13 protein-coding genes are annotated in these 15,532 nt (G+C 63.8%); 11 read left to right on the plus strand and 2 right to left on the minus strand.

The window, feature by feature from the left end:
• Positions 1-10: 10 nt before the first annotated feature.
• The 4 genes from EB233_RS15045 to EB233_RS15060 all read left to right on the plus strand — a co-directional run bounded on the left by EB233_RS15045 (position 11) and on the right by EB233_RS15060 (position 3,532).
• Positions 11-1,192: an aldose 1-epimerase family protein gene (locus tag EB233_RS15045; protein WP_064988063.1), complete on the plus strand. Its 1,182-nt coding sequence runs from the start codon at positions 11-13 to the stop codon at positions 1,190-1,192.
• Between the two features lie 76 nt (positions 1,193-1,268).
• Positions 1,269-2,357: a fatty acid desaturase family protein gene (locus EB233_RS15050; RefSeq protein ID WP_064988064.1), complete on the plus strand. Its 1,089-nt coding sequence runs from the start codon at positions 1,269-1,271 to the stop codon at positions 2,355-2,357.
• A gap of 25 nt (positions 2,358-2,382) precedes the next feature.
• Positions 2,383-2,694 carry a MocE family 2Fe-2S type ferredoxin gene (locus EB233_RS15055; RefSeq protein WP_064988065.1) on the plus strand — a complete coding sequence of 104 codons (312 nt, stop codon included), beginning with the start codon at positions 2,383-2,385 and terminating at the stop codon, positions 2,692-2,694.
• A 34-nt stretch (positions 2,695-2,728) separates the two neighbouring features.
• Positions 2,729-3,532 carry a 3-methyl-2-oxobutanoate hydroxymethyltransferase gene (locus EB233_RS15060; RefSeq protein ID WP_064988066.1) on the plus strand — a complete coding sequence of 268 codons (804 nt, stop codon included), beginning with the start codon at positions 2,729-2,731 and terminating at the stop codon, positions 3,530-3,532.
• On the opposite strand, the gene EB233_RS15065 is transcribed toward EB233_RS15060, so the two are convergent.
• Together EB233_RS15065 and EB233_RS15070 are read right to left on the minus strand one after the other, a co-directional pair.
• Complete coding sequence (locus EB233_RS15065; RefSeq protein WP_064988067.1) at positions 3,533-5,041, minus strand: HAL/PAL/TAL family ammonia-lyase; 1,509 nt, start codon at positions 5,039-5,041, stop codon at positions 3,533-3,535. It lies immediately after the preceding gene.
• Positions 5,038-6,039 (minus strand): ornithine cyclodeaminase family protein, encoded by a 1,002-nt coding sequence (locus tag EB233_RS15070; RefSeq protein WP_064988068.1) that lies wholly within the window; start codon positions 6,037-6,039, stop codon positions 5,038-5,040. Before EB233_RS15070 ends, EB233_RS15065 begins: the two co-directional genes overlap by 4 nt.
• Positions 6,040-6,160: 121 nt before the next feature.
• On the opposite strand from EB233_RS15070, the gene EB233_RS15075 reads away from it, so the two are divergent.
• The 7 genes from EB233_RS15075 (at position 6,161) to EB233_RS15105 (ending at position 15,482) form a co-directional block, all read left to right on the plus strand.
• A complete protein-coding gene (locus tag EB233_RS15075) occupies positions 6,161-7,594 on the plus strand; it encodes a DHA2 family efflux MFS transporter permease subunit (RefSeq protein WP_064988069.1) in 1,434 nt (477 codons plus the stop codon).
• 269 nt (positions 7,595-7,863) lie between these two features.
• Positions 7,864-8,850 (plus strand): ABC transporter permease, encoded by a 987-nt coding sequence (locus EB233_RS15080; protein ID WP_064988070.1) that lies wholly within the window; start codon positions 7,864-7,866, stop codon positions 8,848-8,850.
• 88 nt (positions 8,851-8,938) lie between these two features.
• A complete protein-coding gene (locus EB233_RS15085; protein WP_027050980.1) occupies positions 8,939-9,964 on the plus strand; it encodes a sugar ABC transporter substrate-binding protein in 1,026 nt (341 codons plus the stop codon).
• Positions 9,965-10,036: 72 nt separating this feature from the next.
• Positions 10,037-12,160: an ABC transporter permease gene (locus EB233_RS15090; RefSeq protein ID WP_064988071.1), complete on the plus strand. Its 2,124-nt coding sequence runs from the start codon at positions 10,037-10,039 to the stop codon at positions 12,158-12,160.
• On the plus strand, positions 12,157-13,212 hold the full coding sequence (locus tag EB233_RS15095; protein ID WP_064988072.1) for an NHL repeat-containing protein: 1,056 nt from the start codon (positions 12,157-12,159) through the stop codon (positions 13,210-13,212). Before EB233_RS15090 ends, EB233_RS15095 begins: the two co-directional genes overlap by 4 nt.
• Positions 13,212-14,708 carry a sugar ABC transporter ATP-binding protein gene (locus tag EB233_RS15100; RefSeq protein WP_064988073.1) on the plus strand — a complete coding sequence of 499 codons (1,497 nt, stop codon included), beginning with the start codon at positions 13,212-13,214 and terminating at the stop codon, positions 14,706-14,708. Before EB233_RS15095 ends, EB233_RS15100 begins: the two co-directional genes overlap by 1 nt.
• A 366-nt stretch (positions 14,709-15,074) precedes the next feature.
• Complete coding sequence (locus EB233_RS15105; protein WP_064988074.1) at positions 15,075-15,482, plus strand: carboxymuconolactone decarboxylase family protein; 408 nt, start codon at positions 15,075-15,077, stop codon at positions 15,480-15,482.
• Positions 15,483-15,532: the final 50 nt, after the last annotated feature.

Consider the following 15,532-nt stretch of genomic DNA (forward strand, 5'->3'; position numbering starts at 1 on the left):
AGGGCGCCGCATGGTAGAGCTTTACGGCAAGACGCTGTCGCGGAAGCAAGTGGCCGAACGGTCCGGAATGCTGTCGCAATTCGCCGGCGTGCGGCTGATGACGCTTGGCGACGGCGTCGAGCGCGGCATCCGGATGCTGGAGTTCCGCACCGGCTCTGGGCTTCGCTTCACCGCGCTGGTCGATCGCGCGCTCGACATCGCCGATTGCGACTTCAAGGGCCAGGCGATCGGCTGGCATTCGCCGAGCGGTTTTCGTCATCCCGGCCTGCACGATTATGAGGGGGAGAGCGGGCTTGCCTGGGCACGTTCGTTCTCCGGCCTGCTCGTCACCTGCGGCCTCGACCATATTCTGGGCCGCGAAAACGTGCCGGCCGACAATTACAACTATCCCACCAAGAAGACCGTCACCCATTCGCTGCATGGCCGCGTCGGCACTATACCGGCGCGGCTGACCGGTTATGGCGAGCGCTGGGATGGCGACCGGTGCGTGCTGTGGGCCGAGGGCATCGTCCAGCAATCGGCGGTGTTTGGCGAGGATCTGCACCTCATCCGCCGTATCGAGGCCGATGTCGGCGGCAACGAGATCCGGTTGTCCGACCGCGTCGTCAATCACGGCTTCAACAGCACGCCGCATATGTATTTCTACCACGTCAATGTCAGCCACCCTTTGCTCGACCGCGGCTCTCGCTACCTGGCGCCGATCCGCGACGTGGTTTGGGCCGGCCATGCCGGCGCGCGCTATGAGGCGCAGAACGTCGGCTACCGCACCGTGCCGGAACCGCAAATGGCGTTCAGCGAACAGGTCTGGCAGCATGAGATGGGCGCCGGCGCAAAGGGCGAGGTGCCGATGGCGGTGGTCAACGACCGGCTCGGCCTCGGCTTCGAAGTGGTGACGCGCAAGGACCAGCTGCCCTGCACCTATCAATGGCAGAATTTCCAGGCCGGCCAGTATGCGCTGGGCATGGAGCCGTCGACGCATCATGTGCTCGGCGATCTCGCCGCGCGTGAGCGCGGCGAGATGATCTGGCTTGAGCATGGCGAAAGCCGCTCCTATGATGCGGTGTTCCGCGTGCTCGACGGTCAGGATGCTATTGCCGCTGCCGAAGGCAGGATCGCGGCCATCGCCCGCCAGCCCGAGCAGGATTATCCTCAGCCCTCCGGCAACTTCCCGAAACTGGCAGGCAGGACATGAGCGCGACATCTATCCATGGCAACCCCTCCGGCCCGCGGACCGGATTGCCAGCGCTGCGCGAGGATCGGAGGCAGATATGACGACAGCAAGAAAGCGCGACTACAGCCTGGTCGGCGAAAGCACGCGGACCGCGATCGAGACCGGGCTGGCCTCGGCCGAGTGGTACCATACCGACGTGCCGCGCAAGGCGATGAAGGAGCTGATGCAGCGCTCCGACGGGCCAGCGATCCGCGACACCGTCATCTGGCTCGCCGTCATCCTCGGCTCCGCCGCCGGCATCGTCTGGTTCTGGGGGTCGTGGTGGGTGGTGCCGTTCCTGTTCGTCTATGGCGTGCTCTACGGCTCATCGAGCGACTCGCGCTGGCACGAATGCGGCCACGGCACAGCTTTTCGCACGCGCTGGATGAACGACGTCGTCTACCACATCGCCTCCTTCATGCTGATGCGTAATCCCGTGCAATGGCGCTGGAGCCATGCGCGCCACCACACCGACACCATCATCGTCGGCCGCGACGCCGAGATCGCGGTCATGCGTCCGCCGGACCTGGTGAAGGCAGCGCTCGCCTTCACCGGTATTCTCGATTTCCGCTATTCGCTGCCGACTTTGGTGCGCCAGGCCTTCGGCACGCTGTCGGAGGACGAGAAGAGCTACATCCCGCAGATGGAGCAGCACAAGGCCGTGGTCGTCGCCCGCTGGCATGTCGCCATCTATGTCGCGACGATCGCGCTTGCGATCGCGCTGCGGTCGTGGATACCGCTGGTGCTGATCGGCCTGCCGCGCCTCTACGGCACCTGGCACATGGTGACGACCGGCCTGCTGCAACATATCGGGTTGGCCGACAACGTCACCGATCACCGGCTCAACAGCCGCACCGTCTACATGAACCCGGTCAGCCGCTTCATCTACTGGAACATGAACTACCATGTCGAACACCACATGTTCCCGATGGTGCCGTATCACGCGTTGCCCAGGCTGCATGAGCTGATCAAGCACGATCTGCCGGAGCCGAACCCGTCGATGTGGCATGCCTATCGCGAGGTCTGGCCGGTTCTGCTCAGGCAGCTGAAATACGAGGATTTTTATCTCAAGCGCGAACTGCCGCCGACGGCCAGTCCCTATCGCGGCGAATTCCACGAGGTCGATATGTCGGCGGCGGCTGAATAGCGGTAACGGATTGGAGGAGATCGGGATGGCCGATTGGGCCGAAGCGTGCGCGGTGGACGATGTCGAGAAAGAGGATGTCATCCGCTTCGACCGTGGCGGCCGGACCTTCGCCGTCTACCGGTCGCCCGATGACAAGTTCTTCGTCACCGATGGCTATTGCACGCACGAGAAGGCGCATCTGGCCGACGGGCTGGTGATGGACGACATCATCGAATGCCCCAAGCACAATGGCCGCTTCAACTACAAGACAGGCCAGGCCAAGGGCGCACCGGTCTGCGTCAATCTCGCGACCTATCCGGTGAAGATCGAGGCCGGTAAGGTGATGATCCAGATCTGATCCAGTACTAGGCAAGCACAGAGGGGACGTTTGAATGAGCCGCAAGAGACCGACCGTCGCTGACCTGCGCGCGATGAAGGGCAAGCGCCAGCTGACCATGCTGCGCGTGCTCAACTTGGACGAGGCGGAGGCGGCCGAACGGGCAGGGGTCGACATCGTTTCGGTGCCGCCTGAACTGGTGCTCAACCCGCAGTACCGCGATGCCGCGCCCAGCCTGTTCACCATGCCGGGCGAAAACTTCTTCGAGATCGGCACAGCGGACGATTTCGTGCGCTGGGCGTTCCGGCTCTACAAGGCAAGCGCCGACGCGGTCTATTGCAGCGCAGGCTATGCCACGATCAAGCGGATGGCGGACGATGCCATTCCCGTCATCGGCCATGTCGGCCTCATCCCATCACGCGCGACCTGGACCGGCGGCTTCAAGGCGGTGGGCAAGACCGCCGACACCGCCATCCAGATCTTCGAGGCGGTGAAGCAACTGGAGGCGGCCGGTGCCATCGGCGCCGAGATAGAAGTGGTGCCGGTCGAGGTGGCCAAGGTGATCTCGGAGCGCACCTCACTGATCATGCTGTCGATGGGGGCGGGCACCGGCTGCGACGCGCAATATCTGTTCGCCGACGACATCCTCGGCCAGAACCGGGGCCACATGCCACGCCACTCCAAGGTCTACCGCAACTTCGCCGCCGAGTATGACCGGCTACAGGCGGAGCGGGTGGCGGCGTTCTCCGAATATGTCGCCGACGTCAACAGCGGCGCCTATCCCGAGGACAGGCACATCGTGCACATGGACCCCGCCGAGCTCGGCCTGTTCATCAACAGGGTCGACGCAAAGCGCTGATTAATCGGGTTCTTTGCCGATGGCCGCTGCGGCTTGCCACGTTCCATCGGCGAGCATGGCGTGGAGCACCTCGGCGTCGGACCCCAGCGGCCGGTCGTTTTTCAGCATCGAAACATGTGCTCGCACCGCCGCGTAGATCGCGCCCGTGCGTGGCGCCAGCGTCAACCTTTCACGCAGGTCGACGGCCTGGGCGGCGGCCATCAGCTCGAAGGCGATCAGCCGCCGCCACAGCGCGATCATCCCGGCGCATTTCGAAACGGCGAAAAGCGACTGGGTCGCGTGGTCCTCGACGCCTTCCGAGACTGGAAGGAAGTCGAGCATCACCGGATTGGCCTTGTGGCGGATGGCGGCGAGGATCGATGTCGCCGTCTTCTGCAGCGGCACGAAACCGGCCGAAGCGCCGCCGATGGGCGACAGATATTTGGTCAGGCCGTTGCGGCCCGAACCGGTGAGCTGGATGAAGCGGGCGACGCTGGCTGCGGCGCATTGCGCGATCGCCAGGCCGAGCGTCTCGAAGGCAAGCGAGAGCCCGGCGGTGTGGAAATTGCCGGTCGACATCACCACGCCGTCATCGGCGAGCACCAGCGGGTTGTCGGCGGCGGCGTTGAGTTCGATCTCGACGGCTCGTTTTGCCTGGCCGATCGCCTCGATCAGCGCACCGTGGATCGACGGCATGCAGCGGATCGACAGCGGATCCTGGATAGTGGTCGGCGCCGGCGCTTCGTCGCGAGCGAGAAGATCGTGCAGCGCCTTGGCGGCTTCGCCTTGTCCGGCGGCCGGCCGTGCCATCTGCAGGCGCGGATCGAGGATGGTGCGGTTGGCACCGAAACCTTCCATGGTCAGCGCGCCGGCCTGCTGCTGCTGGGCCAGTGCCGACAGGGCATCCGTCATCGCGAGGGCGCCGCTGCCGCAAGAGACGGCCGAGGCGTTGATCAGGGACAGCCCATCTTTCGGTGCCAGGCTGATGGGTGCAAGGCGGGCCATCATCAGTGCCTTGGCCGCCGGCATACGCCGGCCCTGATAATCGGCCTCGCCTTCGCCGATCAGCAGGCGGGCAAGCGCCGTCATCAGCACGAGGTCGCCGGCGCCGATCGAGCCGAGCGACGGCATCACCGGATGGACACCGGCATTGAGGGCCTCGACCAAAGCGATGAACACGGCAGGCGACAGGCCGGAGCCGCCGGCCGAAAGCATCGAGGCACGGGCGAGCATGGTGGCCCGCACCGTTTCAACCGGCAGCGCTTGGCCGACCGCACTGCTGCGACCTTCCAGAAGCTGGCGCTGGAAGGCGCTGGCGTCACCCTCGACTGATGTGCCGAGATTGGCGCCGAGGCCGGTGTTCAGGCCGTAGATCTGCTGGCCGGCTGCTGCGGCCTGGTCCAGCACTTTCCGCGCCCTCTCCAGCCTGCCGATGATTTCGGGTCCGATCTCCACCTTGCGCGCCTGGCGGGCCACTGTGGCGACATCGCCGACACTGACGCCAGCTCCGGTGAGGATGAGCGCGCTCATGCGAAACGCAGCCTCTGGCCGATGCCTTTTTCCCCTGCCTTGGCGAGCATCGCCTTGCCGAGCGCGATGTCGGACAGCGACAGGCCGCGATGCCAGAACAGGATGGTCTCGTCGTCGCTCTGACGTCCTGGCTTGAGGCCGGCGGCGATCTGGCCGAGCTCGGCATGGAGCGTCGTCTCGTTCAGTCGCCCGGTCTCGACATGGGCGCGCAGCGAGCCGAACTTGCCGCCCTTGCACTGGCCCCAGTCGTCGACGACCATCTTCTGCATGATGTCGGTCAGCGACAGCTCGACCGCGCTCATCGTGCCGTAGGGCACGACCAGGGCGCCGGGCTTGATCCATTCGGTCTTGAGCAGTGGTTGCGGCTCCGGCAGGCGCGAGGCCTCGACGACGATGTCGGCGCCTTCGACGCAGCTCTTCCAGTCGGCCACGGCGGTGACCTTCTTGCCGAGGTCGGCGGACAGTTTGGCGGCAAAGCCGTCCCGGCTTTCCGGCCGGCGCGAATGGACGCGGATCTCGTCGAAGTCGAAGAGATGGTCGAGCAGCCGCACGTTCCAGTAGGCGGTGCCGCGCGCCCCGATATGGGCGAGTACCTTCGAGTTCCTGCGCGCCAGATGCCTGGCGCCGATGGCGGTGACGGCGCCGGTGCGCATGTCGGTGATGACGGTGGCATCGAGGATGGCGCGCGGCGTGCCGGTGCGCGGATCGAACAGGTTGAGAATACCGAATTCCGAGGGCAGGCCGTGCAGATAATTGTCGACATAGTCGCCGACGATCTTCACGCCCGCTGCGTCGAGCGGCGCCACATAGCCGCGCAGCACGTTGAAATGGCCGTGGAAAGCGGGATCGGGCTCGAGATGGACGCGCGGCTCGATCACCGTCTGGCCCTTGCCCTGGGCGACAAGGCCAGCTTCGACGGCTGCAATGATCTCGCCATCGGTCATGGCGAGCGCTTCGATGTCGAGGGCATTGAGATAGTCGATATAGATGGGCTTCATCTTATGCGCGCACTTTCCTCGGTCACCCCGCCCATCCCATAGCAGGCCGCGGCGCGACACGAAAGTTTGTTGCGCTGACTATGGACTGCACCAGCCAAATGTTGTTCAAACCCGTACCGACATGACGGCCATTCCCGAGACTGAAACCTCATCCGAAACGGTTACCAATGCACGGCGCGTGGCGCTGATCGTTGCAATCGCCTTCTTCATGCAGTTGCTGGATTCGACGATCATCTCGACGTCGCTGCCGCAGATGGGCGCCTCATTCGGCGTGCCGGCGGTGGCGATGAGCATCGGCATCACTGTCTACATGCTGACCATGGCGGTGTTCGTGCCGCTGTCGGGCTGGCTCGCCGACCGCTTCGGCGCGCGCAACGTCTTTCTCGTGGCAATCGCTTTGTTCACGCTGGCATCACTCGCCTGCGGCTTCTCCCAGAACTTGACCCAATTCGTCGCCGCACGTGCCGTGCAGGGGCTGGGCAGTGCGCTGATGACGCCGGTCGGCCGCATTCTCGTGCTGCGCAATGCGTCGAAATCCGAACTGCTCAACGCCACCGCGCTGATCACCTGGCCGGCGCTGTTCGCGCCGGTCGTCGGGCCGGTGCTCGGCGGCTTCATCACCACCTATCTGTCCTGGCATTGGAATTTCTTCATCAACATCCCGCTTGGGCTGATCGGCCTGGCGCTGGTCGCACGCTTCATTCCAGGCGACCGCGAGGCCGACCCCAAGCCGCTCGACTGGCCGGGATTTTTCCTGACCTCGCTCGGGCTGGCCTGCCTGCTCTACGGCCTCGAGCGCATCGCGCATCCCGAGGATGGCGTGCTGCCGACCGTGCTGCTGATCACGGCGGGCGTCGTCATCGGCTGGCTGGCGGTGCGGCATCTCGGGCGCGTGGCCCATCCGCTGCTCGACCTCTCTTCTTTCAGGGTGCAGACTTTCGCCATCTCGACGCTTGCCGCCGGCACCATATTCCGGGTGGCGATCAATGCGACGCCGTTCCTGCTGCCGCTCTTGTTCCAGGTCGGCTTCGGCCTCTCGCCCGTCGATGCCGGCTTGATGATCCTGGCCTATTTCCTCGGCAATCTCGGCATGAAGACGGTGACGACGCCGACGCTGCGGCGTTTCGGTTTTCGCACGGTGATGGTGGTCAACGGCATCATCGCCTCTGCGGCGATCATGGCTTGCGGAGCGATCTCGCCGCAGACGCCGCAAGCCCTGGTGGTGGCGCTGATGCTGATTGCCGGCCTGTCGCGCTCGATGCAGTTCACGGCGCTCAACACGCTGGCCTTCGCCGACATCGAGGCGGCGCATCGCAGCTCGGCGGCGACGCTGTCGTCCATGCTGCAGCAGATGGCGATGCTGTTCGGCGTCGCCGTGGCGGCGGCGATCCTCAACCTGTCGCAGAGCGCGAGAGCCCGGCCGGCGCTCGACCTCGTCGATTTTCGAATCGCCTTTTTCGTGATCGGCGCCATCGGGCTGGTCGCGGCGCTGCGTTTCCTGGTCCTGCCGCCCGCTGCCGGGGCAGAGGTTTCCGGCCACGCAGCGGGGAACTGAGATCGAGTTTTCGCGTCCGAGGCGGAGATAAATTCCGCCTCATCCTTTCGCCTTGATGCCGCACTTTCGCGAATGGCCGGGATGGCGCAATCAATTGCCAAAAATGCAGGAGTTTCCGGGCATTGCGCCAGTTTTGGCAATCGATGCGTCCACTCCACGAATATCGGCGCCAACGCCTGTTCTGAACGCGGATTCATTTGACGAACCGGCGCCGAGCCGCTTAGCTTTGCTTTCGGGATGACAGCGCTGTCATCGGGGCAAATGCAGAGATGAACGCGATTGGCTGGCTAAACCTAAAGAGCCTGAATCAGGAAGGCATTGTCTTTGCCATCGCGGTGGTGCTGTTCGTTGCCGCCGCCATAGGTCTGCCGGGTTTCATCGACCCCAACAACCTCGTCGCCATCGTCAGATCCGTGTCGGTGCTGGGCATATTGGCGCTTGGCATGGCGGTCGTCATCATCGGCCGCGGCATCGATCTGTCGGCGGTGGCGATCATGGCGATGTCGGTCGCCTGGTATCTGCAACTGCTCAACTCGGGGACTTCGGACGGATTGGCCTTCGCCTATGTGCTGGCAGGCGTGCTCGCCATCGGGCTGCTCAACGGCTTTCTCGTCGCCTATGCCGATGTGCCGGCGATCTTCGTGACGCTGGCCACCGGCTCCTTCGTCTTCGGCTATGTGCGCTCGCAATTGATCACGCAGGATGCCGTGCCGGTGCCGCAGGGCCATTGGGTCGAACTGCTCGGCGGCCTGCGCTTCCTCGATATCCCGATCGAGGTGTTCGTGTTCGCCGGCCTGGCCTTCCTGTTCTTCCTGTTCCTGCGCTACACCAAATGGGGCCGCTATATCTATTTCGCCGGCGACAATCCGGGCGCCGCCCGCAACATCGGCATTCCGGTACGGCCGATGCTGGTGCTGCGTTATGTGCTCTCGGCTTTCGTGGCGCTGATCGCCGGCCTTTTGACGGCGGCCAGCCTGCACTCGATCAACACCCGTGTCGTCAACTCGACGCTGCTCTACGACATCGTCCTGGTGGCGGTGATCGGCGGCATCGGCCTGTCCGGCGGCAGGGGCGGGGTGCGCAACGTGCTGGTTGGCGCCGCGCTGATCGGCATCCTGCTCAACGCCATGACCATCATCGACATTCCGCTGCTCTACCAGAACCTGATCAAGGCGGCGATCCTGTTAGGGGCCATCATCGTCGACGGCATCATCAATCCGCGCGACGAACAGACCGCACAACAGGGCGACATTTAGAGCAGATGGGCTAGCCCATCTTGCTCGGGGGTACCCGGCGCGATCGCGATGATCGGCCGGCAATGAAAACCGAACCAGAGGACGTGACATGAGACTGATCAAGACACTTATGGCCGCCGCTACGGCGCTCGCCATCACCGCCTTCGTGGCACCGACCTTCGCCGCCGACGATCCGGGGCCGGCCGCCTATGCACAGGCGCTCAAGGGCAAGCGCGTCATGCTGGTGCCGCTGGCCATGGGCTTCGACCTGGCGCAGGGCTGGGCGCACTATCTGAAGAAGGAAGTCGAGGCCTGGGGCGGCACCTTCGAGACGCGCGACCCGAACTGGGTGGTCGATGCCGGCGCACAGGCAATCACCGACGCGATCTCGTCGGATACCAGGCCCGACGTGCTGATCATCCACGCGCCGGACCTCAACTCCTATTCCAAGCTGATGAAGAAGGCGCAGGCCGCCGGCACCTATGTGATCCTGGTCGACAACCCCGCCAACTTCCCGGCCGACGCCTTTGTGGGCAGCGACTGGGACCGGCTTGGCCAGCTCGAGGCCGAGGCCGCCATCAAGGGCTGCGGCGAGAACTCGTCGAAGAAGATCGGCCTGGTGCAGGGCGACCAGGCGAATTCGTCCAGCCTCTACCAGTATGCCGGCATCATGAAGGTGCTGGACAAGCATCCCGACTTCAAGGTCGTCGCCAAGCCTGACTCCAACTGGGACGCGACGACCTCGCGCAACGTGACAACGACGATGCTGCAGCAGAACCCGGACATCTGCTCGATCATCGATTTCTGGGATGGTGACGCCACCGGTGCCTCGGCCGCGATCCGCGACGCCAAGCTCGACGGCAAGGTGTTTCTGGTCACCACCGGCGGCGGCGAGAAGGCGGCCGACTGCGACAAGCTTAACGATGGCACCTACGGCGCTGTCGTGATGACCGATCTCGCCCGCCAATCGGGCGACATGAACGCCATCATCAAGTTCCTGCTGCAGAGCGGCCAGCCGGCCGGCACCTCGCACACCTACATCTACACGCTGGAGAAGGCGACGACCAAGGCCGACCTCAAGCCCGACAGCTGCTGGGATCTGAAGGCGCTGCAGGCCGAGGCGGCGGCGAAGTAAGCCACGCCGTCGAAATTCCACGAGGTGGCCGGATCAGTTCGGCCACCTCTTTCTCTTGAGCAATGGCAGCCGATGTCCTTTCGCGAACGCCTCCAGTCCTGGCGCTACAATCTCGTGCCCGACCATCTGGTCGGTGAAATCCTGACCAAACGCTGGACCGACAACGCCATTCCGTTCCTGGCGCTGGTGGTGACGTTGGCGACCTTCGGTTCGATCATTCCGGGCTTCTTCAAGCTGAACGCGCTGCAGGAATCGACCCGCCAGCTCGGCGAGTTCTCCATGGTCGTGACCGGCATGACGGTGGTCATGCTGGGCGGCGGCATCGACCTCTCAGTGGGCTCGATCTTCGCGCTTTCCTGCTTCTCGGCCGTCTATGTCTTCTTCATCCTCGAACAATCGATCTGGCTGGCGCTGGCCGCCTCGCTCGCCACTGGCCTGGTCTTCGGCGCCATAAACGGCTACCTCGTCGGCTACCTCAGGCTGCGTGCCTTCCTCACCACGCTGGTGACGTTCATTTTCGGCAGGGCACTTTTCGATATACTGGTCACGACCTATGCCGCCGACGTGCAGCTTTCCCAGGCCACGTCGGATGTGCTCGACTTCATCGGCGACAGTACCTTCTGGGGGCTCTCGGTCTCGGTGTGGCTGGCGATTATCCTCGCCATCGTCACCCATATCGCGCTGACGCGCTCGCGGCCGGGATGGCATGTTCTGGCGGTCGGCGGCTCGCGGCGCTCGGCGCACAATGCCGGCATCCGCGTACGCCGCACCGTGTTCATGACCTATGTCTTCTCCGGCTTCTGCGCCTCGATCGGCGGCTTCCTCATTGCCTGCCGGTTGAGCGGGGCAGGGCCGGGCACCGGCCTCAACCTCGAAATCATGGCGCTGACGGCGGCGGTGGTCGGCGGCGTCAGCCTTGGCGGCGGGCGTGGCTCGGTGATCAAGGGCCTGATGGGCGCCATCATCGTCTTGACCATGACCAACGGGCTGATCCGGCTGGGCTATGGCACCGGCACCAACCAGATGGTGCTGGGCATCATGCTGGCCGTGGCGGTGACGATCGACATCCGCTGGCTGAAGAACCGCCACAAGGTGCTCAACGAAGTCTATGTCGCGCCGGTCTATCTCAAGATGGGCGAGACACAGTCGGCGGTGCCGGGTTCCGGCACGCCTTACGAACTCGACAATCGATTGTCAGAGGCGGACCATATCGGGCTTGGCGAACTGGAAGGACCGGAAGACGTCATTCTCGATCGCGACGACAATCTCTATTGCGGCACTCGCCATGGCGAGATCGTCCGCTTTTTCGCGCCGGACTATGTCAGGTCGGAAGTGTTTGCCCATATCGGGGGTTTTCCGCTTGGGCTCGCCTTCGACAAATCAGGCAATCTGATCAGCTGCGTCGGCGCCATGGGTCTCTATTCCGTCTCGCCGCAGCGCGAGGTGAAACGGCTTTCGGCGGAGACAGCGCGCTCCTGGACCTCGATCGTCGACGATGCGCGGCTGCGTGATCCCAACGACTGCGACATCGCGCCTGACGGCCGCATTTATTTCACCGACTCGACCAAGCGTTACGACGCGCATGACTGGGCGCTGGACTCCATCGAGAACCGCGCCACCGGCCGGCTGCTGGTCTACGACCCGAAGGATGGTTCGACGAAGACGCTGCTCGACGGCTACCGCTACACCAATGGTGTCTGCATGGCGCATGACGGCAAGTCGCTGTTCTTCGCCGAAAGCTGGGCCTGCCGCGTGCATCGCTATTGGCTCGAAGGGCCGAAGGCCGGCACCGCCGAATGCGTCATCCGCGACATGCCGGGCTATCCCGACAACATCAACAGGGCGTCGGACGGCAATTACTGGATGGCGTGGCTCGGCATGCGCACACCGAGCTTCGACCTGTCGCTGCGCCATCCCGACATGCGCAAGCGCATGACGCGCCGGCTGCCGCAAGACGAGTGGCTGTTCCCCAACATCAACACCGGCGGCGTGGTGAAATTCAACGAGAAGGGCGGCATCGTCGAGGCTATGGGCGACCTCTCCGGCGGCGCGCACCCGATGGTCACCTCGATGCGCGAGCACAAGGGTTTCCTGTTCGTCGGCGGCATCCTCAACAACCGCATCGGCCGCTACAAGATTTCTGGCGCCGACCCGAACTGGACCAGCCCCGCTTCCTGTTGGGGAGCGACCTCATGATCCTCGATCCGATCCTGGACATGTTTCGCGGCAAGGCCGTCACCATCCCGCCGCTCGACGGTGCCTTCCGGCCGAACACGCGGCTGGATGAGGCACCAGCTTTCGCAGAGTTGAGCGAGCCGGACAATCTGCTGGTCCGCGATGGCCGGCTGCTCGCCGCCAGTGGCAACGCCATTTATTCGATCGCCGCCGGAGCCGAGCCCAAGGTGGTCGAGACCTTTGCCTCGCCCATCACGGCGCAGGCGCTGTCGCCGTCGGGTGAACTGACGGTCGGACTGGAAAGCGGCAAGCTGCTGGTTGCCGGCAGGGAGGTTTCGCTACCGGCTGGCGTCAGCTGCATAACCGCGCTTGCCTATGCCGGGGACGGCACGCTGTGGCTGGCCAACGGCTCGGCCGAGCATGCGCCGTCGCAATGGGCCGCCGATCTGATGAAGAAGGGCGCATCCGGTTCGCTTTGGAGACGGGACGCGACGGGCGGCGAGTTCCGCAAGGTGGCCGGCGACGTTGCCTTTCCCTATGGGCTCCATCCTCTCGGTGGGGACGTGCTGGTCAGCGAGAGCTGGCGTCATCAGCTCGTCCGTTTCGACGGTGTGACAGGCAATCGGACCACAGTGCTGACGCACCTGCCTGGCTATCCGGCGCGGCTTTCGCCGTCTGGCGATGGCGGGGCATGGTTGAGCCTGTTCGCGCCGCGCAACCGGCTGATCGAATTCGTGCTGCAGGAAACGCACTACCGCCAGGACATGATCGACCAGGTGCCGCCGGCTTACTGGATCGCGCCGGCGCTGGCTTCCAGTCGCAGCTTCCTCGAACCGCTGCAATGTGGCGCTATCCGCACCATGGGCATTCACAAGCCGTGGTCGCCGAGCCGCTCCTACGGGCTGGTGGTCAGGCTGGACCAGAATCTGCAGCCGCAATTCAGCCTGCATAGCCGCGCCAACGGCACACGCCACGGCATCTGCAGCGTGGCCGAGAACGAAGGTCGCCTGTTCATCGCTTCCAGGGGCGGCGACTGCGTGCTGGCCATCGACATCGCTTCGGGAGGTTTCTGATGGAGCCGATCGTTCGCCTGGAAAACGTCACCAAAAACTATCGTGGCGTGCCTGCGGTCAAGAACGTCACCTTCGAGTTGCGCAAGGGCGAGATCCACGCGCTGCTCGGCGAGAACGGCGCCGGGAAATCGACGCTGACCAAGATCATCGCCGGCGTTGTCGACGCGACTTCGGGCAAGATGTTCCACAAGGGGCGGGAGATCGCCTACGCGTCGCCGCATGCCGCATTGGAAGCCGGCATTGCCATGGTGTTCCAGGAGACCAGCCTGGTGCCGTCGATGACAGTGGCGCAGAACCTTTATCTCGGTACTGAAAAATTCCTCAACCGGCTGCGCGGCACGTATATTTCAGCACAGCAATTCCTGCAGTCGCTGAATTTCCCGGTCGATCCGAACGCCATGGTGGCGACGCTGGGGGCGGCCAAGCGGCAGATGGTCGAGATCGCGCGCGCGGTGCATCACAATGCCGAGATCATCATCTTCGACGAACCGACGGCGACGCTGACGCCGGAAGAAAAGCGCCACTTCTTCGCCCTGATCCGAAGGCTGAAGGCGAATGGCGTCTCCATCGTCTTCATCAGCCATGCGTTGGAAGAGGCGCTTGCCATCGCCGACCGCATCACCATCCTGCGCGACGGCGAACTGGTCATTACCGACGACACGTCGGCCTTCGACCGAGACAGAATTGTCGCCGCAATGGTCGGGCGCACGCTGTCGGGCCAGATCTACGGCCAGCGCGACGAGGCGAAACTGCGCAAGGCGGGCAAGAAGGTGCTGTCGGTGCAGGACATTTCGATGAGCAATGTCGTGCGCAACAATTCCTTCTCGATCTTCGAGGGCCAGATCACCGGCGTGTTCGGGCTGATCGGCTCGGGTCGCACTGAAACCTTCAAGATCGTGTCTGGCATCTACAAGCGCGATTTTTTGCGCGGTGGGACGATCGAACTTGATGATAAGCCCGTGCGCTATCTCGTGCCGAGCGAGGCGGTGGCCGACGGCATCGTCTATGTCACCGAGGACCGCAAGAGCGAAGGCATCTTCGAGACGATGGGTATTGCCGAAAACCTGTTCGGCGGGCTGTTGGCGGCGGGCCGCGAAAAGGCCTGGGTGATCAACCAGCAGGAGATGCGGCAGCTCTCGGCCGAATGGACGAAGACGCTGAACATCAAGGCAATCAACGACAATGCCCGCGTGGTCGAGCTCTCCGGCGGCAACCAGCAGAAGGTGGTGATCGGCAAGGGACTGGTGCAGCAGCCACGCATCGTCATCTTCGACGAGCCGACGCGCGGCGTCGATGTCGGCGCCATCGCCGAAATCCACCAGATCATCAACCGACTCGCCGATGAAGGTCTCGCCGTCGTCGTCATTTCGTCCTACCTGCCGGAGATCATGAACCTGTCGGACCGGATTCTGGTGTGTCGCCAGGGCCGCATCGTCGAGGAGTTTTCGCCGGCGGAGGCGACGGAGGAGAAGATCATGTACGCGGCGGTGCATTAGCGTGCGGGCTGGTGCGTACTTCGACAATTGACTAGAGCGCTCATCCATTCGTCATCCACGGGCGGAGCAAGGAGCGCAGCGACGCGGCGCAGACCCGAGGATCCATGCAGGGACTCGGAAGCGCCGCCACGGCGCAGAATTCTGCTCCGCTGCACTCTATGGCCAAGGTCACGGAATGGATCCCAGGGTCTCCGCGACGGAGCTTCGCTCCTGCTTCGCCCTAGGATGACGAAGGAGAGGTACTTCGGCCGAACTCCGCGGTCGCGTGCTTTCTCGCGCCAAAAAAGTGAATCGGACAAACCGATTAGTCCCGTTTGCTCAACATCTGATTCAATCCACCCGACGATCCAATGAAGGAAGAACACCATGGCCACCACCAAACTCCTCAGCGATGCCGAGGTCGAAAAAATCCCGGCGGCGAAGGCGGTGTTCGACGACATTAGGGCGACGCGCAAATCCGACTTCGTCAACAATTTCTGGCGCGGGCTGGCCAATGATCCAGTGTCGCTGAAGCGGGTGTGGGAACAGCTCAAGGCGGTGATGGTGACTGACAGCGCCATCGATCCGCTGACCAAGGAAATGATCTACATCGCCATCTCGACCGCCAATGGCTGTTCCTACTGCGTTCATTCGCACACGGCGGCGGCACGCGCCAAGGGCATGACCGACGCGCAGCATGGCGAGCTGGTCTCGATCATCGGGCTGGCCGGCCAGACCAATCATCTGGTGACGGCGATGCAGATCCCGGTCGATCCGCAGTTCGAGGTGAAGTGAGCTGTCCTTCTGCCTGACGTCACAGGATTATAGTAAGCGTCTGAAATATT

The organism is Mesorhizobium erdmanii (assembly GCF_013170725.1).
GTDB classification, from domain to species: domain Bacteria; phylum Pseudomonadota; class Alphaproteobacteria; order Rhizobiales; family Rhizobiaceae; genus Mesorhizobium; species Mesorhizobium erdmanii.